At 67.1% G+C, this 21,454-nt stretch carries 23 protein-coding genes; 10 read left to right on the forward strand and 13 right to left on the reverse strand.

The genetic code is table 11. The annotated features are described in order from the left end of the window. Positions 1–57: 57 nt before the first annotated feature. From F1654_RS01125 to F1654_RS01135, 3 genes are read right to left on the reverse strand one after another with little or no spacing between them, the layout of a single operon-like run. Positions 58–243, reverse strand: a complete 186-nt coding sequence (locus tag F1654_RS01125; RefSeq protein ID WP_150021669.1) for a hypothetical protein — start codon at positions 241–243, stop codon at positions 58–60. After that, the gene (locus F1654_RS01130) at positions 244–1,278 is read right to left on the reverse strand and encodes a quinone-dependent dihydroorotate dehydrogenase (RefSeq protein ID WP_150021670.1); all 1,035 of its coding nucleotides are present in this window, start codon (positions 1,276–1,278) and stop codon (positions 244–246) included. It abuts the gene before it with no gap. Beyond that, entirely contained in the window at positions 1,275–1,625 is a 351-nt protein-coding gene (locus tag F1654_RS01135) for a DUF952 domain-containing protein (protein ID WP_150021671.1), read from the reverse strand. Before F1654_RS01135 ends, F1654_RS01130 begins: the two co-directional genes overlap by 4 nt. A 150-nt stretch (positions 1,626–1,775) precedes the next feature. Here F1654_RS01135 and F1654_RS01140 point away from each other — a divergent pair, with 150 nt between their 5' ends. Beyond that, on the forward strand, positions 1,776–2,402 hold the full coding sequence (locus F1654_RS01140; RefSeq protein WP_150021672.1) for a S24 family peptidase: 627 nt from the start codon (positions 1,776–1,778) through the stop codon (positions 2,400–2,402). Between the two features lie 3 nt (positions 2,403–2,405). Here F1654_RS01140 and F1654_RS01145 read toward each other — a convergent pair whose 3' ends face one another. After that, on the reverse strand, positions 2,406–3,149 hold the full coding sequence (locus tag F1654_RS01145; RefSeq protein ID WP_150021673.1) for a hypothetical protein: 744 nt from the start codon (positions 3,147–3,149) through the stop codon (positions 2,406–2,408). Between the two features lie 157 nt (positions 3,150–3,306). Here F1654_RS01145 and F1654_RS01150 point away from each other — a divergent pair, with 157 nt between their 5' ends. The 3 genes from F1654_RS01150 to F1654_RS01160 all read left to right on the forward strand — a co-directional run bounded on the left by F1654_RS01150 (position 3,307) and on the right by F1654_RS01160 (position 5,235). Beyond that, positions 3,307–4,188 carry a VOC family protein gene (locus tag F1654_RS01150; protein WP_150021674.1) on the forward strand — a complete coding sequence of 294 codons (882 nt, stop codon included), beginning with the start codon at positions 3,307–3,309 and terminating at the stop codon, positions 4,186–4,188. Positions 4,189–4,253: 65 nt separating this feature from the next. After that, complete coding sequence (locus F1654_RS01155) at positions 4,254–4,838, forward strand: DUF433 domain-containing protein (protein ID WP_150021675.1); 585 nt, start codon at positions 4,254–4,256, stop codon at positions 4,836–4,838. A gap of 16 nt (positions 4,839–4,854) precedes the next feature. Continuing rightward, the gene (locus F1654_RS01160; RefSeq protein ID WP_150021676.1) at positions 4,855–5,235 is read left to right on the forward strand and encodes a DUF5615 family PIN-like protein; all 381 of its coding nucleotides are present in this window, start codon (positions 4,855–4,857) and stop codon (positions 5,233–5,235) included. Here the strand turns inward: F1654_RS01160 and msrB are convergent. From msrB to F1654_RS01180, 4 genes are all read right to left on the reverse strand, one after another. Beyond that, positions 5,232–5,759, reverse strand: coding sequence for a peptide-methionine (R)-S-oxide reductase MsrB (gene msrB / locus F1654_RS01165; protein ID WP_150021677.1), 528 nt, complete (start codon positions 5,757–5,759; stop codon positions 5,232–5,234). The genes F1654_RS01160 and msrB overlap by 4 nt on opposite strands. 90 nt (positions 5,760–5,849) lie before the next feature. After that, a complete protein-coding gene (locus F1654_RS01170) occupies positions 5,850–7,223 on the reverse strand; it encodes an alpha/beta hydrolase family protein (protein ID WP_199200411.1) in 1,374 nt (457 codons plus the stop codon). Between the two features lie 570 nt (positions 7,224–7,793). Beyond that, positions 7,794–9,830: a hypothetical protein gene (locus F1654_RS01175; protein ID WP_150021679.1), complete on the reverse strand. Its 2,037-nt coding sequence runs from the start codon at positions 9,828–9,830 to the stop codon at positions 7,794–7,796. 101 nt (positions 9,831–9,931) lie between these two features. Continuing rightward, positions 9,932–10,180, reverse strand: coding sequence for a hypothetical protein (locus F1654_RS01180; RefSeq protein WP_150021680.1), 249 nt, complete (start codon positions 10,178–10,180; stop codon positions 9,932–9,934). Between the two features lie 182 nt (positions 10,181–10,362). Between F1654_RS01180 and F1654_RS01185 the strand changes: the two genes are divergently transcribed. Continuing rightward, a complete protein-coding gene (locus F1654_RS01185; protein ID WP_150021681.1) occupies positions 10,363–11,580 on the forward strand; it encodes a DUF418 domain-containing protein in 1,218 nt (405 codons plus the stop codon). Further along, positions 11,577–11,975 carry a gamma-glutamylcyclotransferase family protein gene (locus F1654_RS01190; protein WP_199200412.1) on the forward strand — a complete coding sequence of 133 codons (399 nt, stop codon included), beginning with the start codon at positions 11,577–11,579 and terminating at the stop codon, positions 11,973–11,975. Before F1654_RS01185 ends, F1654_RS01190 begins: the two co-directional genes overlap by 4 nt. 4 nt (positions 11,976–11,979) lie before the next feature. On the opposite strand, the gene maiA is transcribed toward F1654_RS01190, so the two are convergent. Next, positions 11,980–12,624, reverse strand: a complete 645-nt coding sequence (gene maiA / locus F1654_RS01195; RefSeq protein WP_150021683.1) for a maleylacetoacetate isomerase — start codon at positions 12,622–12,624, stop codon at positions 11,980–11,982. A 138-nt stretch (positions 12,625–12,762) separates the two neighbouring features. On the opposite strand from maiA, the gene hppD reads away from it, so the two are divergent. From hppD to F1654_RS01210, 3 genes are all read left to right on the forward strand, one after another. Next, positions 12,763–13,830, forward strand: coding sequence for a 4-hydroxyphenylpyruvate dioxygenase (gene hppD / locus F1654_RS01200; protein WP_150021684.1), 1,068 nt, complete (start codon positions 12,763–12,765; stop codon positions 13,828–13,830). Between the two features lie 14 nt (positions 13,831–13,844). After that, positions 13,845–14,333 (forward strand): MarR family winged helix-turn-helix transcriptional regulator, encoded by a 489-nt coding sequence (locus F1654_RS01205; protein ID WP_150021685.1) that lies wholly within the window; start codon positions 13,845–13,847, stop codon positions 14,331–14,333. 130 nt (positions 14,334–14,463) lie between these two features. Next, complete coding sequence (locus F1654_RS01210; RefSeq protein ID WP_150022510.1) at positions 14,464–15,126, forward strand: alternative oxidase; 663 nt, start codon at positions 14,464–14,466, stop codon at positions 15,124–15,126. Between the two features lie 63 nt (positions 15,127–15,189). Here F1654_RS01210 and F1654_RS01215 read toward each other — a convergent pair whose 3' ends face one another. After that, on the reverse strand, positions 15,190–15,561 hold the full coding sequence (locus tag F1654_RS01215; RefSeq protein WP_150021686.1) for a hypothetical protein: 372 nt from the start codon (positions 15,559–15,561) through the stop codon (positions 15,190–15,192). A 182-nt stretch (positions 15,562–15,743) separates the two neighbouring features. Continuing rightward, on the reverse strand, positions 15,744–16,784 hold the full coding sequence (locus tag F1654_RS01220) for a hypothetical protein (RefSeq protein WP_150021687.1): 1,041 nt from the start codon (positions 16,782–16,784) through the stop codon (positions 15,744–15,746). A gap of 182 nt (positions 16,785–16,966) precedes the next feature. Here F1654_RS01220 and F1654_RS01225 point away from each other — a divergent pair, with 182 nt between their 5' ends. Further along, complete coding sequence (locus tag F1654_RS01225; RefSeq protein ID WP_150021688.1) at positions 16,967–18,709, forward strand: sensor histidine kinase; 1,743 nt, start codon at positions 16,967–16,969, stop codon at positions 18,707–18,709. A gap of 511 nt (positions 18,710–19,220) precedes the next feature. Here the strand turns inward: F1654_RS01225 and F1654_RS01230 are convergent. Continuing rightward, a complete protein-coding gene (locus F1654_RS01230; RefSeq protein WP_150021689.1) occupies positions 19,221–19,685 on the reverse strand; it encodes a GNAT family N-acetyltransferase in 465 nt (154 codons plus the stop codon). Position 19,686: 1 nt separating this feature from the next. After that, positions 19,687–21,300: a phosphoenolpyruvate carboxykinase gene (locus F1654_RS01235; RefSeq protein WP_150021690.1), complete on the reverse strand. Its 1,614-nt coding sequence runs from the start codon at positions 21,298–21,300 to the stop codon at positions 19,687–19,689. Between the last annotated feature and the right edge of the window lie 154 nt (positions 21,301–21,454).

Here is a 21,454-nt window from a genome sequence, read left to right on the forward strand (position 1 = left end):
GGCTTGGAAGACAGGCAGGCGAGTGCGGCGCGACACTAGGCCCGCACCGGGGCTCAATCAAGAACGCGGGTCTGCGCCTTTTCCGCCCGTTTCATCGCGGTCTTGACCGTCCTGCTGCAGGCGGCGCTCCACCGCCTTGCGCGCGGCGTCCTCGGCCTTGCCCGTGAGGCGTTTGGCGCGCGGGCGCAAGAGCACGAACAGCACCCCGGCGGCGATGACGAGGATGAGGGTGAGCTCCAGCATCTATGCGTCCACGCCCACCGCGTCCGACAGCCGGGCGAAGCCGTCGCGTTTTAGGAGGGCGGCAAGGCCGTCGCGGATGCGCACGGCCAGGCCCGGCCCCTGATAGATGAGGGCGGTGTAGAGCTGGACCGCGCTGGCGCCGGCGCGGATCTTCTCATAGGCCGCCTCAGCGCTGTCGATCCCGCCCACGCCTATGATCGGCAAGGCGCCGCCTGAACGCTTGTGAAAAGCGCGCACGAGCGCAGTGGAGCGGCTTTTAAGCGGCGCGCCGGACAGCCCGCCGGTCTCGCCCCTGTGGCGGCTCTTGAGCGTGTCAGGGCGCGCCAGCGTGGTGTTGGAGACAATGAGGCCTGACAATCGGTGGCGCAGGGCCGCCTCGGTGATCATGGCGACATCATCGTCTTCCAGGTCCGGCGCCACTTTCAGAAACACCGGCTCGGCCCAGCGCGCGTCATTGATGCGCTGTAGCAGATCATCAAGCGCGTCAGCCCCCTGCAGATCGCGCAGGCCCGGCGTGTTGGGCGAGGAGATATTGAGGGTGAAGAAGTCCGCCAGCCCGGACAGGGACTTCAGAAGGATGGCGTAATCGCCTGCGCGGTCTTCAGAATCCTTGTTGGCGCCCAGATTGACGCCCACCACGCCCGCCCGGCCCTGACGGGCTTCCAGCCGGGCCTTCACCGCGTCGAGGCCCTCATTATTGAAGCCCATGCGGTTGATCACCGCCTTGTCGGCGCGCAGGCGGAACAGGCGCGGGGCGGGATTGCCAGCCTGGGGCCGGGGGGTCACCCCGCCCACCTCCACAAAGCCGAAACCGGCGGCCAGCAGCGCGTCGGGAACCTCGGCATTCTTGTCAAACCCGGCCGCCAGCCCCACCGGATGGGGCAGCTCCAGTCCCGCCAGCGCGCACGCCAGCGCCGGGTCCGGCGCGGTATTCACCTTGGGCCCGAGCCCTCTGGCCAGCGCGTCCAGCGCGGCGCGATGCGCGCGCTCGGACGGCAGCAGCGTCATCAGTCGGGCGGCGGCGCCGGTGATCATGGGCACAGCTCCTGGGGCAGGCGCCAGCCGTCCTGGCCGCGGGTGATCAGATGAACCGCGCGCACCGCGCTGAAGGGCAGGGGGCCGTAAATATGCTGGAACAACTCGCCGCCGCGCGAGGCTTCCCATTTCAGCGTCCCGCCCAGCGCCCCTGCGTCAATCACCGCAACGGCCAGGCGCTGGTGGTCCGCGTAATGGGCTTCCAGCGTGCCGGCCAGCTGGGCCAGGCTGGAAGCATGGATGAAGCCGTCTGCCCGGTCATGGGCCTCGCCCTCATAGGCGCCGGAGACGGAGGCTGCGGCCAGGGCGCCCGGTTCGGCGATGCGGTAGATCAGGGTCTCGCTCATGGACCATGGCGGTACGGCGCCAGAGCAGCGCAGGCAAGGGCCAAGCGCGCCGCGCCCCGCCTCCTGATCCGATTACGGTCCGTGATGTGCGCTTGGAAAAGGAAAATAGTCCTGCTATGCAGGGGTTCTGTTCTCCGCACGGGGGAAGGCATGCTCACCCATTCCCAGATCTGGCGCGGCGTTGACCGGCTGGCCGAGCGCACGGGCCTGAGCCCGTCCGGACTGGCGCGTCAGGCAGGCCTGGATCCCACCACCTTCAACCCGTCCAAGCGTATCAGCGCCGACGGGACCAAGCTGCGCTGGCCCTCCACCGAAAGCATCGCCAAGGCGCTGGCGGCGGCGCGTCTGGGATTTGAGGATTTCGCCGCTCTGGCCGCGGGGGCGGCGGGGGGGCGCTCGGTGCCCCTGATCGGTTTCGCCCAGGCGGGCAGTCACGGCTATTTCGACGATGCGGGTTTTCCCGTAGGCGCGGGCTGGGAAGAGGTGCGCTTTCCGGGCGTCGATGACGAGGACGCCTATGCGCTGGAGATTGCAGGCGACTCCATGGCGCCGGTCTATCGTGATGGCGACCGTATCGTGGTCGCCCCCCACGCCGCGCCCCGGCGCGGCGACCGGGTGGTGGTCAAGACCCGGTCGGGCGAGGTGATGGCCAAGGAGCTGGGCCGGGTGACCAATCAGAGCGTGGAGCTCGTCTCGCTCAACCCGGCCTATGACAACCGGGTGCTGGACACCGCCGACATCGTGTGGATGGCGCGCATCGTCTGGGCCAGCCAGTAGGCTTTAGTCCTCCACTCCCAGCCGGAACAGGGAATCGTCCCAGCTCTCGCCGGTGGTGAAGGCGGTCCAGTGGACCTCGTTGGCTTTCACGCCATTGTAATAGAGGCGCACGCGGCCGGGCTGGACAAAGCCGCCGGGCGTGTTGGCGTAGAAATCCGAATAGAGGCGCTCGTGCCAGCCGCGCGGCGTGTCGAAGCCCACCCGCACGATGGCGAAATCGTCCTGACGGATGGAGAAGATCGTGGCGCTGCCCGCCGGATCATTCAGGCGCACGGTGTAGGCGAGCTGGGCATCCACCAGATCATCGGGCAGGCGGTCAATCGTCCAGCCCGCGTCAAACGCGTGGCGGATGGCGCCGAAGCCGAAATTGGAGGCCCACTCGTCCGACCCGGCCTCGACCGGGCCGTCCTGATTGTAGGAGCGCTCGCCGTCCCAGGCGAGCTGGAACACGATCTCGCCCTCCCGGAACGCCTCGATGCGCACCCGCCCGCTGGCCTGGCGCGCATCGGGCTTGTCGCTCTCATACACCCGCCACATGCGGTAGGGCTCATAGCGCACGAAGTCCGCTCCCCCGCGCCAGAACAGGCCATAGCCTTCCATGTAGAGCGAGCCGGGATCGCGCCAGGCTTCGCCGCCCGCCGCCTCATGGGCGCGCGCCACGATCTCGGAACCGGTAAGCAAGTCAGGCGCCGCCATGGCGGGCGGGGAGGCGGCCAGAGCCAGGCTGGCGAGCAGGGGGATCAGCATGGATGTCTCTCCGGAGTGTTCTCGGCCTTCAGACAAAACGCAGGTCATGACTTGCGCACCGGCGCAGCGTAAATGGTATATCAATTAAACGGGCCGTGGCGAGCCCGGCTGGTGCTTGGTTCGGCGCGAAACCGCGCCGGTAGAGAAAGGTCTGATCATGAAGCTGTTGCGCGCCGCCACCTTGACCGTCGCCGATCTGGACGCCGCCGAGGCGCTCTATCGCGATTATCTGGACTATTCCACGGTGTCGCGCGGGACGCTGGGGGCCGATCTGGCCGCCAGTTTCGCAGCGCCCAAATCGGCGGATGCGCGCAGCCTGGTGATGGCGCCGGCCTCGGGCGCGGAGATCTATCTGCGCCTGGTCGAGCAGCCGCCCGTGCCGGGCTACAAGCCGCTGACCACCTATGGATGGAACTCCATCGAGATCTGCGTCCAGGACGTGCTGGCCGCCCATGAGCGCATCAAGCCCTCGCCGTTCGAGGTGATTGGTCCGCCGCGCGAGATCGAGGGCCTGCCTGCGATTTATCCCATGCAGATGAAGGGGCCGGATGGCGAGATCGTCTATCTCACCCAGATCCGCGATGACCTGCCGGCCTATGACCTGCCGCGCGCCACCGCGCCCATCGACCGGTTGTTCATCCTGGTGATCGGCTGTTCGGACATGCACGCCAGCCTGAAATGGTTCGATGACACGCTGGGCTTCGAGACGGGGCGGGTGATGGAGATCGAGTATCACATGCTGGCCGACGCCTTCGGCACGCCGCGCAACGAGCTGCACACCATCTCCACCGGCATTCATGGCCGCGACGTGTTCCTGGAGCTCGACCAGTATCCGCCCGCCGCCACCGTGCGCCCCCAGCATGAGGGCATGCTGGTCCCGGGCTGCTGCGTGGGCAGCTTCCTGCATCCCGATTTCGACTCGATCCAGGGCGAGTGGGTCACCGCCCCCAAAGTGCGCGACGGCGCGCCCTATAACGGCAAGCGCTCGGGAACCTTGCGCGGCCCGGACGGCCTGCTGGTGGAGATGATCGAGCTTTAGTACCGGCTGCGCCTTGCAGCTTTGGGCGGGCGTGGCCATAATTCAATCCTGAAAGGGAGTGAATTATGGCGCCAGCCTCAAATCTCACGCTGCGCGAAGCCGCCGTGCTGGCTGGCGTGCCGGGCGGTGATGTGGCCAAGGCCATCGAGCACAAGGTGATCAGGCCCGCACAAGGCGCAGCGCGCATGAAGGGTGGCCAGACGCGTTATGTATCGGCCCATGATGTGGCCTATTTTGCTGCGATCCGACGGGCGGGGCTCGCCGATCTGCCTGTGCGCCACAAGAAGCGGATCGCCAGCCGGCTGAGGGCGATGGGGCCGGTGCTGGCGCCGGTTGAAGTGGCCGAAGGCCTTATCCTTGATGTGGACCGGCTGGCGGCGGCCAGCTATGTGGCGGCGCTCAATTATGCGCGCCTGCGCGATGACTGGATCATCAGCGACCCTGACATTCTGGGCGGGCTGCCCGTGATCCGGGGCACGCGCCTGTCGGTTTATGCGCTCGCGGGGCGGCTGTCTGATGGTGAAACGCTGGACGAGCTGACGGGTGATTACCCGGATATCCCGCGCGAGGCCTTTGAAGCGGCGCAGATTTTCGCCCGCACCCACCCGCGCCGCGGTCCCCGCGCGCGCCGCGCGCCGGGCGCGCGCTGAGCCGGGCGCGGGGGCTTTGCGCCTGTTCATAGACGAGTGTCTGCCACCCAGGCTGGCGCGGGCGATCAACGCTGAGGGACTGGGTTACGCCATCCATCCGCTGGATCAGGGCGGGCGCGGGCAGCGCGATGACGAGGTGCTGGCGCGCGCTCTGGCCGAAGACCTGGTCATCGTGACAGAAAACGCCCGTGATTTCCGCAAGCTGGTTGGCCGGACGACGCTCCATCCCGGCCTGATCATCCTGCCCAATCTCGGCTATCAAGGCGCCAGGGATCTGCTGGATCAGGCGATGAGATTTCTGTCGGCGAATGGCGATCCCATGAGCGTCATGATCAATCACGTGTTGGAGATCAGCCGCGACGGGGAGATCGTTTTCTACCGTCTGCCTGCGCACTAACCCTGCGCGGGCCGGGGCACGAAGTTCAGGGCCAGGCCGTTATTGCACCAGCGCTGGCCGGTGGGGCGGGGGCCGTCCTCGAAGACATGACCCTGATGGCCGCCGCAGCGCGCGCAGTGATACTCGGTGCGCGGGGTCCATAGCCGCCAGTCGATCTTGGTGTTGAGCGCGCCCTCAATGGGCGCCCAGAAGCTCGGCCAGCCCGTGCCGCTCTCATATTTCGCGGCCGAGGAAAACAGCGGCAGGGCGCAGCCCGCGCACACATAAATCCCGTCGCGGGTTTCCCGGTTGAGCGGGCTGGAGCCCGGGCGCTCCGTGCCCTCGCGGCGCAGTATGCGGAACTGGTCCGGGGTCAGGCGCTCGCGCCATTGGGCCTCGGTGAGGGCGGCGTAATCGATGGTTTCGGCGCCCCAGGGCGTGATGTCCGGGTGTTCAAACAGGTCAGGGTCATCGCGCCGGGCCCAGGCGGGCGCGGCGGCGGTGATCAGGCCAAGGCCGGCAAACACGGATCGGCGGGTCAGCATGGCGGCGCGCTCCTCAAAGCCCCAAAGCCCCGTCCCATGATCTATTCCGCACGAGCGGCCCGGCCAGTGACAGCCCGGATCGGCGCCAGTTCATGGCATGCAGGCAGTCTCGGGCGTCACGCGTTCAAGCATCCATGACGCGATGCGCGCTTCAGCGGCATGTCCGGCAGGATGATCTGATCCGCGCCATTCATGGGGCAGGCCATCAAATATGAGGGCGGTGACCTCTGCCCCGTTGCGGGACAAAATCGCCCTCCAAGCCTGAAGGTCATCGGGCGACGTGACACGGTCGTGCGAGCCGGCCCGGATCAGGACCGGCATGCCCTCCAGCCGCCCTTGCAACGGTGGATCAAGCGCAAGATAGGCTGTCAGGGATTCATCTAACGTCCCGCCTCGCAAGGGAGGAGAGCCGGCATCAGCGCCTGCGATGCGGTCGGGTGCGTGTGCAGCGGCCGCCAATACCAGAGCGCCTCCAAAACTGCCGCCCGTGATCAAGGTTGAGGACGGCGCGGCCAAGCCCGCTTCATGGAAATGCCTGATTACGCCTAGCAAATCCTCAATCGTGCGCCAGCGGTCGGATTCTCCCAATGCCGCCCATTCAGCGCCGAAGGCGCCATCACCCCGCACATGGGCGATGGCCACGCGTCCGCCATTTTCGATCCACTGGCGTTCTGCGCCAAACAAGGGCCTTGGCTGGCTGGGCGCGCCGTACCCCCCGTAAACATGGACCAGAAGCGGGGCGCATGGGTCAGAGGCTGGCTCCAAGGGCTCGAACAAGGTGTAGGGAATGGCTTGTCCATCAGCGCTTTGGGCTCGTCCGGAGCTCGTCCGGACCTCAAACCAGCTGGGTTGCAGGGCGAGATCGTGAATGAACGTTTCGCCGTCACGGATTTCCAGATGAATCCAGCGCCGGTCTCCGGCGGGCGCCTGGGCGCTGAGACCAACACCGGAAAAGCCTGCAAGCACCTCGAATTGGAGGTGAACGCCCTGTGGGGCGCCGCCAACCTTTGAAAAGGCGCCGCCTGGTTCGGCAGGTGCGCTGTAGAGCACGGACGCGCCATCCTCCCAGCGGATCATGAACAGGCGCCCGTCGCCTCCAAGGCTCAGGGCCGGGGTCTGGCGGTCCGGGGTCAAGGGCGCAAAATGGATGATCTCGCTGTCCTCGCAGCCGTTGGTGATGCAGTGACCAGGCATAAGGCCAAATGTGGCGGCATCCCCGCCGGGATTGGCGTCGAACAGGACGCGGCCTTCATGGGAGGCGAAAACCGGACCAGCCGGCAAATCAACAGGCCGCGGACCGCTAAAGGGATCGAAAAGCGTCCAGTTGATCGAGTCCGCCTCGATCTCCTGAACCAGAACGTGGCCGGCGCCCCGCGACAGGGCGAACAGGCCGGTTTGTGTTGCAGCCGTCTCGTAAAGTCTCAGGCCTGTATGGGGCGCCCAGTTCGCGGGACCCGAGCGCATGACCATGCTGAGCGAGGCGGACAGGGACTGACACGCACGCGTTCCGCAGGGGCCAGGCCTGTCAAACAGCACCCGGCCGGGCGAGAGGAGCAGAGCAGTTGTGTCTGTCAGGGGTGCGATCCGGGTCTGTGGATAATACCCACGCCGGATCAGAAGGTGTGCGTGCATCCCCTGCCTGCGGTCGAAGCCGGCCAGGCGTCCGCGTGTGGTATCAAACACATGGCTGATGCCGGCGAATCCCCATGAGCAATCAGGCGCGCCACAGGTCACGCGGGCAAGACGCCAGTCTTCCGGCGCCCCTTCGGTGAGGGGCGTCAGATCGAGGCGCGCTGGTGTGTCGCCGCTCCAGACCAACTCGAGTCCTTGACGGGACAGCGCTGCCTCCCCGCCCGCGACGGGGATGAGGGGGGCATCGCTCAGCTCAAATACAAGAGCCGCAAAAACAAGTGCTGCTAGGGTCAAGGACGCGCGCCCGCTTTGCTGGCGGCCTGAGACGTCAGTCTCAGGTCCTGATTTGTATGATCAGGCAAACACACATCGTGCGCAATCCCCGGGCGCGCCGGTATCGCCCTAGCGGCGTTTCCTGGCGCCCGGTTCGGGGTCTTCGTCCTTGGGATCCATGCTGGCCAGCAGGTCGCGCCAGCGCCAGCCGGGATCGCGTCCGCCCGGGCTCTGGCTGCCCTCTCGTTCCGCCTCTGCGGCGTCATCGTCATCCTCATCCGCATCGCGATGGGCGTCCTCGCGGCCGTCCTTTGCGGCGCGTGCGGCGGATGGGCGGCGGTCTTCAGGGTCAGAGGCTGGCGCCCCGTCATCTGCGTCCTCATCGCCGCGCGGGCTGCGCGCTTTGGCGCGCGGTTCGCCGCTGCGCCGGGCGCTGAGCGGGTCGGGCAGTTCATTGACGGGCAGATCGATGGGTTTGCGTCCGCCCGCCACCGAGCCCATGCGCAGGATGAAATCGGACAGCAATTCGTAATTCTGGCGGATGCGGGCCTGGAACTGGGCGTCGATTTCGCGGGCGTTGTCGCTGGCCTCGGCGGCGGTCTGTGTCAGGCGCTCCAGCCCGTCCGACAGGGCGCGCTCGATGGCTTCGGCGCTGCCGCGCGCCGCATCGGGGGCCGATTCCAGACGCCGGCGCAGCTCGGCCAGCTGGCGCTCCACCCGCTCGGTCTCGGCGCGCGAGGCTTCCAGCGTGTCGGCGAGCCGTTTGCGCACGGCTTCAGAGGCGGTCTCGGCGGCGTGGGCAGCTTTTTCGGTGAGCACCTCGGCTTCCTTGAGCCGCGCCTGGAAGGCGTCGTCAGAGCGTCGTGCGGCTTCAAATCCGGCCTCGCTCACACGCTCCAGCGCGGCTTCGGCGGCGCCGGCCTGGGCGTCCAGGCTCGCCTTGGCCGCTTCGGCGGTTTCGCGCGCCGCTTCAGCCGCCTCGCGCAGGCGTTTCAGGGCGGAGTCCTGGGCGCGGGCGGCGGACTCGCTTTCCTTGCGCACCAGATCGGCCAGGGTCTCGGCGCGCTTCAGGGCGGCCTCTACAGCGCTTTCGAACACCTCGCCGGATTTTTCCGCCGCGGCCTTGAGCGTATCGGCGCCGCCGCGCGCGGTGCGGGTCATGGTTTCCAGCTCGGCCTTGTGGAAGTCCAGCGAGGCGGCGATCTTCTCCTGCTCCTTGCGCAGGACCTCGCTGGCCTCGCCCAGACGCTCGCGGTGCTTGAGATAGGCCGCCTCCAGCCCTTCGCTGCGGGCTTTCAGGGCGTCGGCCATGTCGCGCAGCTCGGTGGAGCGGGCGTCCAGCGAAAGGGTGACCCGGTTGCTCGCATCCTCCACGCTCTCGCCGGCGGACTTGAGGCGGTCTGCGCCCGCGCGGATGCGTTTTTCACCGTCAGCGGCGCGCGATTCGGCCAGTTCTGCGGCGGCGGCCACCATTTTCGACTGGTCCTGGATGGCCGCGGCGATGAGGGCGGCCTTGTCATCCAGGCTTTCAGAGACGTCAGACAGCTTCTGGCGCTCCGAGCGCAAGGAGTCCACCAGCGATTCGGCGCGCTCGCGCGCCTTGCCCGAGCTGTCCTCCAGGCTGTCAGCGTGATGGGTGATCACCTCTTCCATGGCCGCCAGGCGCGCCAGCGCGCTTTCCATGGCTGCGTTGACCCGGTCGATCTGCATGGAGATGGCGTCGGCCAGACGGGCCGTGTCGGCCTCGGCATGACCCGAAGGCGCGGCCAGGCGCGCGACCGCCAGATCCAGGCGCCGGGCCCGGGCGCCGGCGCGCGCCACTTCGCGGCCCAGAAGGCCGGCGAGAACGAACAAAAGGGCAGGCGCGACGGCGAACACGGACAGGCCCGCCAATTGCGCCGGGGTCAGCGCCGCCAGATCGGTATAGCCGGCCAGATACGCCCCGGCGCCGCCCAGCCAGAGCAGGCCGAAGGCCGTGCCCAGAAACGCCAGCCATCCTCCGCCGCGTGCGGGCGGGATGTCGGCGGGCGCAGGAGGCGCGCTGACATCGGTCGAGGCGGACGCCGCTGACAGGGCGCCGCCGCTGGCTTCGGCAATCTCAAGGGCGTGAGCATCCGGCGCAGTGTGTGCCGGTTTGTCTTTTGATTTCAGGTCTTTGGCGGCCATTGCGCCCCGCGGTTTCAAAGCTGTGCGCGCCATGCGCACGGTTCGCGTCCGGACGGAACCGGACGCTGTGCGACTCTGTTTTAGGCCTTGCGGGCTTGGAGTTAAAGCACAGGAAGCGTTGCGCTGATGCGCCGGGGCTCGCACTCGCGCGTGATGGCGCGCCAGCGGGCGTCCTGACCGGCCTGGTTCACGGCAGGCTCCATGGCGAACGGGGGGGCCTCAGTGCTGTAATGGGCGGCGGGTTCAAACCGCACGGGCGGACAGTCGCTGTCGTCGCGCTCATAGGTCAGGCCCAGCACGGCTAGAATGGCCGCAACCAGGATATGCAACAGATCGATGAGGAGAGACATGGGCGTCATCCTTTCGAGTCTGGCCCTTATGCGGGCGCGCATACGCGCTGACAAGGCGGAACCGTCTCACAAAGCGGTGAATTCTTGGTAATCTTCCGCCAAGGCTCCTATCAAAGCGTTGCATGAAGGCGCAGAACCCGACAGCGTGAGCGTCAGGTCAGGATGTTGAACAGGGGGCAGGGATGAGCATCACAGCAGCGCCGGTGGCGGCGAAAGACCGGTTTGAAAGCCTGGACGTGCTGCGCGGGATCGCGGTGCTGGGCATTTTGATGGTCAATGTCCAGGCGTTCGCCATGGTGTTCACCGCCTATCAGAACCCGCCCTCCCATATGGATTTCACCGGCGCCAACCAGACCGCCTGGTTCTTCCAGCACGTCTTTTTCGAGATGAAATTCATCACCTTGTTCTCCGCCATGTTCGGTGCGGGTATCGTATTGATGGTGGGTGACGGGCCGGACAGCTCCACCAAAGTCCACTATCGCCGCATGCTGTGGCTGCTCGCATTCGGGCTGGTGCACGCCTATGCGCTGTGGTTCGGCGACATCCTGTTCACTTATGCGCTGGCGGGCATGATCGTGGTGCTGTTCCGCAGGATGAGCGTGGGCAAGCTGGTGTTCTGGGGCCTGTTCTGGACCGCGCTGACAGGGCTTTTGATGCTGGCCATGTTCGGCAGTTTCGCCCTCCTGCCGGAAGGCATGGGCGCGGAAGATGTAAACATGGCCCTTGGCGCCGAGGCGCTGGCCAGCCAGGTGGCGGCCTATCAGGCCGGCTGGCTGGACAGCCGGGGCTATAACGCCCTTGGAGCCATCATAGGCCAGCTTGGCGCACTGGCGTTCGCCGGGCGCATAATCGGTGTGATGTTCATCGGCATGGCGCTGTTCAAGAGCGGCTTTCTGCTCGCGAAATGGTCTGCCGGGCGCTACTTCATCTACGCCCTGATCGGCCTGGGACTTGGCCTGCCGCTGGTCTGGTGGGGCGCGGAGCATGCGCTGGCCACCGGGTTCGCGCTGGGCGGGATGTGGGTGCACACCACCACCAATTATGTGGGTTCGCTGCTGATGGCGTTCGGCTACGCCGCCCTGGTGATGCTGGCCTGCAAGGCGCCCTGGATGGCGATCATACGCGCGCCGTTCCGGGCTGCGGGCCGCATGGCCTTCACCAATTATCTCACCCAGTCCATCGTCATGGTGTTCATCTTCGTAGGCCCGCCGGGCCTGGGCCTGTACGGCACGATGGAGCGCGTCGAACAGGTCCAGCTGGTGATCGCCGTATGGATCGCCCAGCTCATCGTCTCCGTGCTGTGGCTGCAGGTCTTCCGATACGGGCCGTTTGAATGGCTGTGGCGGGCGCTGACCTACGGCAAGCTGCATCCGATCCTGAAGGAGCGGGCGGCGGCGTGAACGGGGCGGGCGTTTCGGACGGCGATCTGATCGCGGTCTACGGCCTGCTTCGCGCCGGGCAGAGCGGGTTCGCCCGCTTTGGCCTGGCCGGCGCGTTCGAGGCGCGTGGCCCCTGCCTGATCCCCGGCCTTCTTTATGATCTGGGCGATTATCCCGGTCTCACCGGCGGGCCGGGCCAGGTGCGCGGCGAGCTGTTCGCGGTGCGTGATGCGCAGGTCATGCCCAGACTGGATGCGTTTGAGGACTATTGGCCCGGCGACAAGGCGCGCACGCGCTATGAGCGCCGCCGGCTTAGGCTTGTGGAGCCTGAAGGGCTGGAGGCCTGGGTCTATATCTGGGTGCGTCCGCTCACCGGCGCGCGCGCGATCGCTTCAGGCGACTGGCTGGCGCGCTGATGGGTCAAACCGCATCGGGCTGAAGCTCAGGCGCGGCGGCGGCCAGTTCGGGCAGGGCGCGCGCGGCTTCATCAGCGGCGACAAGGCGCGGGAACGCCGCCAGGTCCACGCCGAAGCGGCGCGCATTGAACATTTGCGGCAACAGATAAATCTCCGCCAGCGACGGGCCGTCGCCGAAGATGAACCCGCCTTGCCCGCCTGCGTCCGCGGCCAGGACTTCAAGCGCCGTGAAACCGGTTTCGATCCAGTGACGCGCCCAGGCCGTGGCGCCGTCCTGGTCGGCGCCGTGATCGGCGCGCAGCTTCTTCATCACCCGCAGGTTCTGGATGGGATGGATGTCGCAGCCAATGGCGGCGGCGAAGGCGCGCACCCGGGCGCGCTGATAGGGATCGGCGGGCAGGAGCGGGCGCTCTGGCCAGGTTTCCTCGATCCATTCGATGATCGCCGGGCTTTGCGTCAGGATGCGCCCGTCCGCTTCCAGCGCCGGAACCAGGCCTTGCGGATTGCGCGCCAGATAGCTGGCCGCGCGCTGGCCGCCATCGACCAGATTCACCACTGCGGTCTCGTAAGCCAGGCCCTTCCAGTTCAGCGCCAGGCGCACCCGGTAGCTGGTGCCGGAGCGGAAATAGCCGTGGAGAACAAGCTTCATGACGGGCGCTCCTGCGCGAACGGGGTGAAATTAGTTGCAAATGATACTATTCTGCCTGATGACGATGCACGCGGCGCCGGGCTGATTTCAAGCCCTTCAGGCGGCGCGCGCCACACCCATATGCAAAGGAGCTGCGCCATGGCTGACCTGTTCGAGAACCCGCTGGGCACGGACGGTTTCGAGTTCGTCGAGTTCACCAGCCCCGAGCCGGAAAAGCTCGAAGCGCTCTTCACCACGCTGGGCTTCACCCCTGTCAGCCGCCACAAGAGCCGCGACATCACCCGCTGGGCCCAGGGCGACATCACTTTCCTGGTCAATCGCGAGACCACCGGCCAGGCCGCCGAGTTCCGCGCCAAGCACGGCCCCAGCGCCAACGCCATGGCGTTCCGGGTGCGCGATGCGAAGAAAGCCTATGGCGAGGCCATCGCCCGCGGCGCCGAGCCGTTCGGCGAGGGCGTGTGGGCCGATGGCGATCAGGTTCCGGCCCTGCGCGGCATTGGCGGTTCGGTGCTCTATCTGGTCGACCAGTATGGCGATGCGAACATCTATGACGGCGTGTTCGAGCCCCTGCCGGGCGCTGCGGACACAAAAGGCGTCGGCCTGGAAGTGCTCGATCACCTGACCCACAACGTCCATAACGGCAATATGGACACCTGGGCGGGCTTTTATGAGCGCGTCTTCAATTTCCGCGAAATCCGCTATTTCGACATTAAGGGCCAGCATACCGGCCTGTTGTCGCGGGCCATGACCGGCCCGTGCGGCAAGCTGCGCATCCCGCTCAACGAGAGCTCGGACGACCAGTCCCAGATCGCCGAATACCTGCGCGAATACAATGGCGAGGGCATCCAGCACATCGCCCTGACCACGCCGGACATCTATGACACGGTGGAAAAGCTGCGCGCCGCCGGGCTGGAATTCCAGTCCACGCCCCAGACCTATTACGAGCTGGTGGACGAGCGCGTGCCCGGCCATGGCGAAGATCTCGAACGGCTGAAGAAGAACAATATCCTGGTCGATGGCGACCCGGAGAAGGGCGACGGCCTGCTGTTGCAGATCTTCACCACCACCAATATCGGCCCGATCTTCTTCGAGATCATCCAGCGCAAGGGCAATGAGGGCTTTGGCGAGGGCAATTTCAAAGCCCTGTTTGAATCCATCGAGCTCGACCAGATCCGGCGCGGCGTGATCAAGACCGCCAGCGCCTGAGGGGCGCGCGTGTGATGGCCCGCGACGGCGCCCGGCCCGGCTCCCGCCCCGCTGCTGCGGGGCGGTTGAGGCTGGCCGATTATCTGCCCTACCGCCTGTCGGTGGCGTCCAACCGGGCGTCGGGCCTGATTGCGCGCGCCTATCAGGCCCGCTTCGGGCTGTCGATCCAGGAATGGCGGGTGATCGCGGTGCTGGGCGAAGGCGCGCCGCGCACGGCCCAGGGCGTGTGCGAGGCCACCGCCATGGACAAGGTGACCGTCAGCCGGGCCATCCGGGCGCTGGACGCGCGCGAGCTGGTGCGGCGCAGCGCCAATGAACACGACCGGCGCGCCAGCGATGTGACGCTGACGCCCGAGGGCGAGGCGATCTATGCCGAGGTCGCCCCGCTGGCCCTGCGCTATGAGGCCGCTTTGCTGGAAGGCTTCAGCCCGGACGAGCGCGCCCGGCTCATGGCCCTGTTGTCCAAGCTGGAAGCGCGGCTGGACGCGGGCGGGTTCGGGTGAAGTCGAGCCAAGTCGCGCCGATCTGATCACGCAATACTCATCCTGCGGCATTTTTGACCCTGGTCTTGGCTTTTCACGCCGGGCGCCCACATCCATGAGCACAGACATTCTGGATGCAGGAGGCACGATCATGAACCCGCACGCTGACCTCGATCTGGGCGCCCGCCGGACGCCGGAGGGCGTGCGCGACCGGATCGCCCTGTCCATGGTGCGCTTCATGCGCTTTTTCGCCGACCTGTTCTTCCGCAAGCGCTATGGCCACCGGGCGGTGGTGCTGGAGACGGTGGCGGCGGTGCCGGGCATGGTGGGCGGGCTGCTCCAGCATCTCAAATGCCTGCGCCATATCCGCGACGACCAGGGCTGGATCCGCGAGCTTCTTGACGAGGCCGAGAACGAGCGCATGCACCTGATGACCTTTGTCAGGATCGCGCAGCCCAGCGTCGTCGAGCGCGGCATGATCATGATTGCGCAGGCGATTTTCTATAACGCCTATTTCTTCCTCTACCTGTTTGCGCCGCGCACGGCCCACCGCTTCGTGGCCTATCTCGAAGAGGAGGCGGTGATCAGCTACACCCAGTATCTCAACGCCATCGATGCGGGCGCGATCGAGAATGTGGCTGCGCCGGCCATTGCCCGTGATTACTGGAAGCTGGCCGAGGATGCGCGCCTGCGCGATGTGGTGATCGAGGTGCGCGCTGACGAGGCCCGCCACCGCGACGCCAATCACGGCTTCGCCGATCAGCTCACCCGATCACGCAATCCGGTCAGCGCCGGAGCGCAGGGGCGGGGATAAGGCGCCGGGCGCTGTAAAGCGGGGACAGCCGTAAGATAACCTGCGCGCGCCAGCGCCGTTCGGTCAGCCATGCGGCTCGCCGGCGGCGCGCGCGAACGCCGCCTCGATGCGGCGCGCTTCGGCCTCGGAGGTCAGGCGCTCCTCGGCGCGCGCATCCAGGGCGGAGCGGGTGCGGTCGGCGGCCAGTTCGGTCATGGCGCCGGCGAAGCTCGCCAGAGAGCGGCCGACGGCGCACAGCTCGCCATGGTCGGCGCACAGGCCGCTGGCGGCCATCTCTCCGGTCCCGGAAGCAGCCTCGGCCGCCTCGCGGGCCGGGGTGGAGAGGATGGCGCGGGCTTCGCGGGCGAAGGCGCCGTCTTCAGGCGCAGTGAAGCCGGCCGGCGCGAACGCGGCGACCACGGCGATCCAGAATGCGGCCCTGATGATGAAAAGCATGCTCGCCTCATCGCACTTGCCCAATCCAAGCAAGAACGAGGCTAACCCGGACAAGCGCCATATATCCAGCGCTTCCACGCCAATGGGTAAACGAGGCATTAAGCGTGAAAGGGCAATATGAATCAGGTGTTAACTGCGGGCCTGAACCTGTTTCAGACTGGCACGCAAAGGCCGGGCAGGGCTCAGTTCGAGACCGTGATATGGTCGAGATTGCGGCGCTGGCGCTGGGCGGTGCTCAGGCACTGGGCCACGTCATTGAGCGCATGGGCAGCGATGCAGAAGCTGTCCTCATAGCGGAAGCTGCCCGCCGCGATGCATTGCTGCAGCATCAGGCGCGACCACTCGATGCAGCGCTCCACCGCCGGTTCGGAGAGCAGCGTGTCCAGCGCGCTCATATCGCCGCTCTCGATGGATTGCAGGGCGGCCACGGCCAGGAAGCGGCCCACCCGGCGCTCGTCCGGGGTGATCTGGCGTTCGCCCACGCTCACCGACAACTCGGGCAGGTCAGGCAGATTGGCCGGGCGCTCGGCGAACATGGACACCGCTGAGCCCATCCGCCCGCTGCGGCGCAGGCGCGGTTCGCCCTCTGCCTCCTCGCCGGAGCGGCGGAAGCGGGCCTGCAGGCGGGTATGGGCGGTGTTGAGCGCCTCATTGCGCTCGCGCCGGTCGCGCTCGCGGCGCATGGCCCAGGCCTGGCGCTGGAGGCTGTAGGATTCCTGGCGGTAGCGCTCGCCCACCTGGCGCATATGCGCCACGTCTTCCTCAATGGCGCCCACCACGCTGTCCTGGGCCAGATCAGCGCCCATGAAGCCGGTGACGAAGATCGGATCATGCATCAGCGCCGCGCGCGCGGTCTCCATGCCGTAATAATCGGCCACGGCGCGCACCGCGTCGATAAACTCGGGATGCTGGGCGGCCACCAGGGCGGCGTAGGCGATCTGGGCGTCCACCAGCCGGTCGCCCTGGTAATAGGCGGCCAGCGAGTCCATCACCGCGTCGAGATCATGGCCCGAGCGCAGTTCGCGCAGGCCTGCCCGGTTCACATCCTGATGGAAGGCGGCATAGACCTCGGCTGTTTGCGTCAGCGGCGAGGACGGCGGCGCGTCAAGCGCCAGCACCGGGGCGCTGGCGGGCGCTTCAGCGGGCGGTTCCTCATCGTCGGCCAGGGCGTGAGCGGCGCCGAGAGCGGCGGCGAGGGCGGCGGCGATCCAGGCGTTGATCATGGCGGACCTTACGAACCTTGGCTGATCTTGAGAGCGGCGCATCTGGCGCATTGGAAGATGATGACCTCAAATCGGCCCCGCCGCCAAGAGCGCGTGTGCGGATTAACCGCGATTCAATAATTGTTAACGCCGGGCGCGCAGCGTGCGGACGTCCGTGGTGTCTCCTGCGAGTGCCTGATTCGATGTCCGCTCCCGTACCGCTCTCATCCTTGGCCCGCTGGCTGGACCGCGCCGCCGGTCCCGCCATTCATGGCGCCTGGCTGGCGGCGTGCGCCGCCGTGATCTGGATGCTGGCGCCGCTGGAGCTGGCCGGATGGGCGTTTGCTCTGGCCGCCCTGGCGCCGGGCCTGATCGGGCTGGTGCTGGGCGCGCGCCTTGATCGCGAGGGTGGGCGGGCTGTGATGGCGCTGGCCTGGTGTCTGCCGGGCCTGTCGGCCTCCATGGCGTTCGCCAGCGCGCTCTCGCCGGCCGCCCTGGTGTTTCTCGCCGGTCCCGCCGCTTTGGCCGCTTCGGGCAGTGAGCGTGCGGCGCGCCTGAGTGCGGTCTTGTCGGCCTGCGCCTTTGTCATGGCGGCCGGTTTCAGCCTAATGGGGCCGCCCGCCGGATCGCAATTGCCGCTGGGCGCCCTGAGCGGATTCGCCGTACTTGCCGCCTTCTTCGCCCTGACCGGCGTGACCGCCCGCGCGCGCCTGCTGGGCCGGCTCAAGGCGGCCCGCCGCGAGGCCGAGGCCTTGCGCCCGGCGGCGGACGGTTTCGCCCATGCGCCTGCGCCCTTGCTGATGCTGGACGAGGCGGGCGTGATCACCGCCGCCTCACGCGCTGTACGCCGCGCCGCGCCGGGCGCGCCGCGCGATCTGACCGGCCTGCCCGCAGAGGGGCTGGGCTTTGACGGCGATCAGGGCGTGCGCCTGAGCGCCGCGCTCCATGAGGCGCGCCAGGGCGGCGGGGCGGATGGCGGCCGGTTCAGCTTTACCGTGCGCGGCCCGCGCGGGCGTGAAAGCGTGCTCTCGGCCCGGGCCGTGGCGACGCCCGCCGGGTTTGTGGTCTCGCTGGACGAGCCGGCTGGCGCGGACGCCGAAACCACGGCGCGTCTGGCCGCCGAGCGCGACGCGGCCATCGCCGCCAGCCGCGCCAAGTCTGAATTCCTGGCCGCCGTCAGCCATGAGCTGCGCACGCCGCTGAACGCCATTATCGGCTTTTCCGACGTGATGAAGCAGCGCCTGTTCGGCCCGCTGCCCGCGCGCTACGCCGAGTATGGCGACCTCATTCACGAAAGCGGGCGTCATCTGCTGGAGCTGATCGGCGACGTGCTGGACATGTCCAAGATCGAGGCGGACCGCTATGAGCTGGTCACCGAGGTTTTCGATGTGCGCGATGTGGCCGATATCTGCGCCAAGATGATGCGCCTGCGCGCCAGCGAGAAGGGCGTGACGCTGCATCTCGATGCGGGCGATGCGCCCATCCATGTGCACGCCGACCGCAAGGCGCTGCGCCAGGTCCTGCTCAATCTTCTGTCCAATGCCGTGAAATTCACCCCCGATGGCGGCGCCGTGGCCCTGATGGCGCGCCGTGACGGCGGCGACTTGCTGCTGGCCGTGGGCGATAGCGGGGTGGGCATCAGCTCAGAAGAAATCGACCGGCTGGGCCAGCCCTACGCCCAGAGCCAGTCAGGCCGCGAGTCCGCCGAGCGCAGCTCCGGCCTGGGCCTGGTGCTGGTGCGCCAGCTGGCTGCGCTGCATGGCGGGGTGATGGAGATCGACAGCGAGCCGGGCGAGGGCACCACCGTCACCGTGCGCCTGCCTGTGCTGGTCAATGAGGCCGGCGAACCGGCCGGCGCGGTCGAGCCCCTGGAAGTCCACCAGCGCATCCGCGCCGCCCAGGCCGCCGGCGCCGAGCTCGCCCGCACCGGCGAGGGCGCGGCTTGAGGCCGCTTTCCCACTTCGCGAGATCACATGCCTTCCCGGAATGGGCGTAAGCCCATATCCGGGATCCATCCCCCATATTCTCCAGCCGCCTCAACAGTGGCCAGTGAGTGGTGGATGGGTCCCGGCCCTCGCTCCGCTCGGCCGGGAAAGCAGGGTGGGCGTGTAGAGAAAAAGGCTTCAAACGCTGGCCCCCTCACCCCTCACCTTACCTCTCCCCTCTGGGAGGGGAGAGGAGGCTTTGACGTTGAGATTATTCCGGAAATGCTTGACCCCTAGCTCAAAGGAGAGAGCGCAGCGCCAGAAGTCCCCTCTCCCCCATGACCATGGGGGAGAGGTAAGGTGAGGGGGTGCGGGCGATCACCTGAAAGCTACTTCACCCCTCTCGCGTTTCCCCGTCGGAAGACGGGGTCCAGATGCGCCGTCGCCCTGGGTCCCGGCCTGCGCCGGGAAAACGCTAGATTTGAATGACGAGAGAAGGCGTTTGCGCGCAGTGCGTTGCGTTGTGCCGCCACTAAATCTCCGGCTCACTCTCCAGCGGCAGAATATCGAAATGGAGCACGTCTTCGCGCTGGCCGAGCTTTGAGTAGAGCGCTACGGGCGCTTCATCCTGGTGATCGGCCTGGATCATCAGCACCCAGGCGTCCCATTCCGGCGCCCGTTTTCGCACGGTGTTGATGAGGGCGGTGGCCACGCCGCGCCGGCGCCAGTCTTCGGCCACGGCCAGGTCGTAGATATAGATCTCTGAGCGTTCGCGCTCGAACTTGCGCATGACATAGGCCGCCAGGCCGCCGATCACGCGCTCTCCGTCCAGGGCGGCGAGCGCAAGAAAATCGCCATTGGCCAGCAACCCATCGCGATAAGCCTCGGACGGCATAGCGCCGGTATAGGTGTCGGCCTCGTCAAACGCCGCCCCGAACAGGGAAAGCCAGGCGGCGTAGCGCGCGGCCTGCCCGGGGCGGAGCTGAACGATCTCCATGCTACTCCGCCGCCGCCCTCACCGCATCGGGGCGCGGGGCGCTGGCGCGGACCGCCTCGTCCACATGGGATTCGAATTTCTCGAAATTGGCGGTGAACATGTCAGCCAGCTTGAGCGCCTGGGCGTCATAGGCGGACGGGTCCGACCAGGTCTGGCGCGGGTCCAGCAGCCGGGCGTCCACGCCGGCCACTTCAGTGGGAACCTGGAAGCCGAACACCGGATCGGTGCGGAATTCGGCGTCGGCCAGCGAGCCGTCCAGCGCCGCGTTCAAAAGCGCGCGCGTCACCTTGATGGGCATGCGCTCGCCCACGCCGTAGGGCCCGCCCGTCCAGCCGGTATTGACCAGCCAGCATTGCGCGCCGTGCTCTGCGATCAGCGCTTTGAGGAGCGCGCCATACTCGGCCGGATGGCGCGGCATGAAGGGCGCGCCGAAACATGTGGAGAAGGTGGCGCTGGGCTCGGTCACGCCCTTTTCGGTGCCCGCCACTTTCGCGGTATAGCCCGACAGGAAGTGATACATGGCCGCCGACGGGGTCAGGCGCGCGATGGGCGGCATCACCCCGAACGCGTCACATGTCAGCATGACGATATTGCGCGGATGGCCGCACACATTCTTCGCGCACGCATTGGGGATATAGTGCAGCGGATAGGCGCCGCGCGAGTTCTCCGCCAGCGTGGCGTCGTCCAGGTCCAGCTCGCGGGTGGCCGGGTCCATCACCACATTTTCCAGCACCGTGCCCCACATGGAGGTGGTGGCGTAGATCTGCGGCTCGGCCTCGCGCGACAGGCGGATCATCTTGGCGTAGCAGCCGCCCTCGAAATTGAACAAGCCGTCCTTCGACCAGCCATGCTCGTCATCGCCGATGAGCCGGCGTTTGGGATCGGCCGACAGGGTGGTCTTGCCGGTGCCCGACAGGCCGAAAAAGATGGCTGCGTCCTCGTCCTCGCCCACATTGACCGAGCAATGCATGGGCATGATGCGCTGTTCGGGCAGCAGATAATTGAGGATGGTGAAGACCGATTTCTTGGTCTCGCCGGCATAGGACGTGCCGCCGATCAGCACCAGGCGTTCGGCGAAATTGACCGCGATGACGGTTTGCGAGCGCACGCCATGGCGCGCCGGGTCGGCCTTGAAGCTGGGCAGGTTGACGATGGTGAAGCCCGCCTCGAACCCGTCCAGCTCGCTGCGTTCGGGACGGCGCAGCAAATGGCGGATGAACAGCGAGTGCCAGGCCAGCTCGGTGACCACGCGCACGGGCAGGCGGCAGGCCGGGTCGGCGCCGCCGAACAGCTCCTGCACGAATAGTTCGCGCCCGCTCATATGCGCGCGCATATCGCTCCACAGCGTCTGGAAATGGTCCGGCGTCATGGACGCGTTGAAGTCCCACCACACGGTGTTTTCGGTCGACGCGTCGCGCACGGTGAACTTGTCGCGCGCCGAGCGGCCGGTGTGCGAGCCGGTGGTGACCGCCAGCGCGCCGCCCTTGGCCACGCGGCCCTCGCCGCGGCGCACGGCCTCTTCGTAAAGCGCTTCCTCGCTCCAGTTGTAATGAAGTACAGCGCCTGAAACGCCGAGATCGCTCAGATCCCGGCCTGCGAACAGACCATCAGCCATGTCTCTCCCCCCTTGCGGGTAAGTATAATTGGTCTCCGGCCACCCTCTGCCGGGGCGGTCCATGAGGAGTGTTCTAGACCCCGGCGCGGCAAAAATCACCCCCGCACGCCGCAGCACGGCAATCGATTTTGCACATTGCGCGCGCCGCGATACC

This window comes from Alkalicaulis satelles, from assembly GCF_008630495.1.
GTDB lineage: Bacteria > Pseudomonadota > Alphaproteobacteria > Caulobacterales > Maricaulaceae > Oceanicaulis > Oceanicaulis satelles.

What these genes read in the sequence shown, in the direction of transcription:
- F1654_RS01125 (WP_150021669.1), bottom strand. Translation starts at nt 243, where the DNA reads ATGCTGGAGCTCACCCTCATCCTCGTCATCGCCGCCGGGGTGCTGTTC.
- F1654_RS01130 (WP_150021670.1), bottom strand. Translation starts at nt 1,278, where the DNA reads ATGATCACCGGCGCCGCCGCCCGACTGATGACGCTGCTGCCGTCCGAG.
- F1654_RS01135 (WP_150021671.1), bottom strand. Translation starts at nt 1,625, where the DNA reads ATGAGCGAGACCCTGATCTACCGCATCGCCGAACCGGGCGCCCTGGCC.
- F1654_RS01140 (WP_150021672.1), top strand. Translation starts at nt 1,776, where the DNA reads ATGCTCACCCATTCCCAGATCTGGCGCGGCGTTGACCGGCTGGCCGAG.
- F1654_RS01145 (WP_150021673.1), bottom strand. Translation starts at nt 3,149, where the DNA reads ATGCTGATCCCCCTGCTCGCCAGCCTGGCTCTGGCCGCCTCCCCGCCC.
- F1654_RS01150 (WP_150021674.1), top strand. Translation starts at nt 3,307, where the DNA reads ATGAAGCTGTTGCGCGCCGCCACCTTGACCGTCGCCGATCTGGACGCC.
- F1654_RS01155 (WP_150021675.1), top strand. Translation starts at nt 4,254, where the DNA reads ATGGCGCCAGCCTCAAATCTCACGCTGCGCGAAGCCGCCGTGCTGGCT.
- msrB (WP_150021677.1), bottom strand. Translation starts at nt 5,759, where the DNA reads ATGCTGACCCGCCGATCCGTGTTTGCCGGCCTTGGCCTGATCACCGCC.
- F1654_RS01170 (WP_199200411.1), bottom strand. Translation starts at nt 7,223, where the DNA reads ATGCGCTCGGGTCCCGCGAACTGGGCGCCCCATACAGGCCTGAGACTT.
- F1654_RS01175 (WP_150021679.1), bottom strand. Translation starts at nt 9,830, where the DNA reads ATGGCCGCCAAAGACCTGAAATCAAAAGACAAACCGGCACACACTGCG.
- F1654_RS01180 (WP_150021680.1), bottom strand. Translation starts at nt 10,180, where the DNA reads ATGTCTCTCCTCATCGATCTGTTGCATATCCTGGTTGCGGCCATTCTA.
- F1654_RS01185 (WP_150021681.1), top strand. Translation starts at nt 10,363, where the DNA reads ATGAGCATCACAGCAGCGCCGGTGGCGGCGAAAGACCGGTTTGAAAGC.
- maiA (WP_150021683.1), bottom strand. Translation starts at nt 12,624, where the DNA reads ATGAAGCTTGTTCTCCACGGCTATTTCCGCTCCGGCACCAGCTACCGG.
- hppD (WP_150021684.1), top strand. Translation starts at nt 12,763, where the DNA reads ATGGCTGACCTGTTCGAGAACCCGCTGGGCACGGACGGTTTCGAGTTC.
- F1654_RS01205 (WP_150021685.1), top strand. Translation starts at nt 13,845, where the DNA reads ATGGCCCGCGACGGCGCCCGGCCCGGCTCCCGCCCCGCTGCTGCGGGG.
- F1654_RS01210 (WP_150022510.1), top strand. Translation starts at nt 14,464, where the DNA reads ATGAACCCGCACGCTGACCTCGATCTGGGCGCCCGCCGGACGCCGGAG.
- F1654_RS01215 (WP_150021686.1), bottom strand. Translation starts at nt 15,561, where the DNA reads ATGCTTTTCATCATCAGGGCCGCATTCTGGATCGCCGTGGTCGCCGCG.
- F1654_RS01220 (WP_150021687.1), bottom strand. Translation starts at nt 16,784, where the DNA reads ATGATCAACGCCTGGATCGCCGCCGCCCTCGCCGCCGCTCTCGGCGCC.
- F1654_RS01225 (WP_150021688.1), top strand. Translation starts at nt 16,967, where the DNA reads ATGTCCGCTCCCGTACCGCTCTCATCCTTGGCCCGCTGGCTGGACCGC.
- F1654_RS01230 (WP_150021689.1), bottom strand. Translation starts at nt 19,685, where the DNA reads ATGGAGATCGTTCAGCTCCGCCCCGGGCAGGCCGCGCGCTACGCCGCC.
- F1654_RS01235 (WP_150021690.1), bottom strand. Translation starts at nt 21,300, where the DNA reads ATGGCTGATGGTCTGTTCGCAGGCCGGGATCTGAGCGATCTCGGCGTT.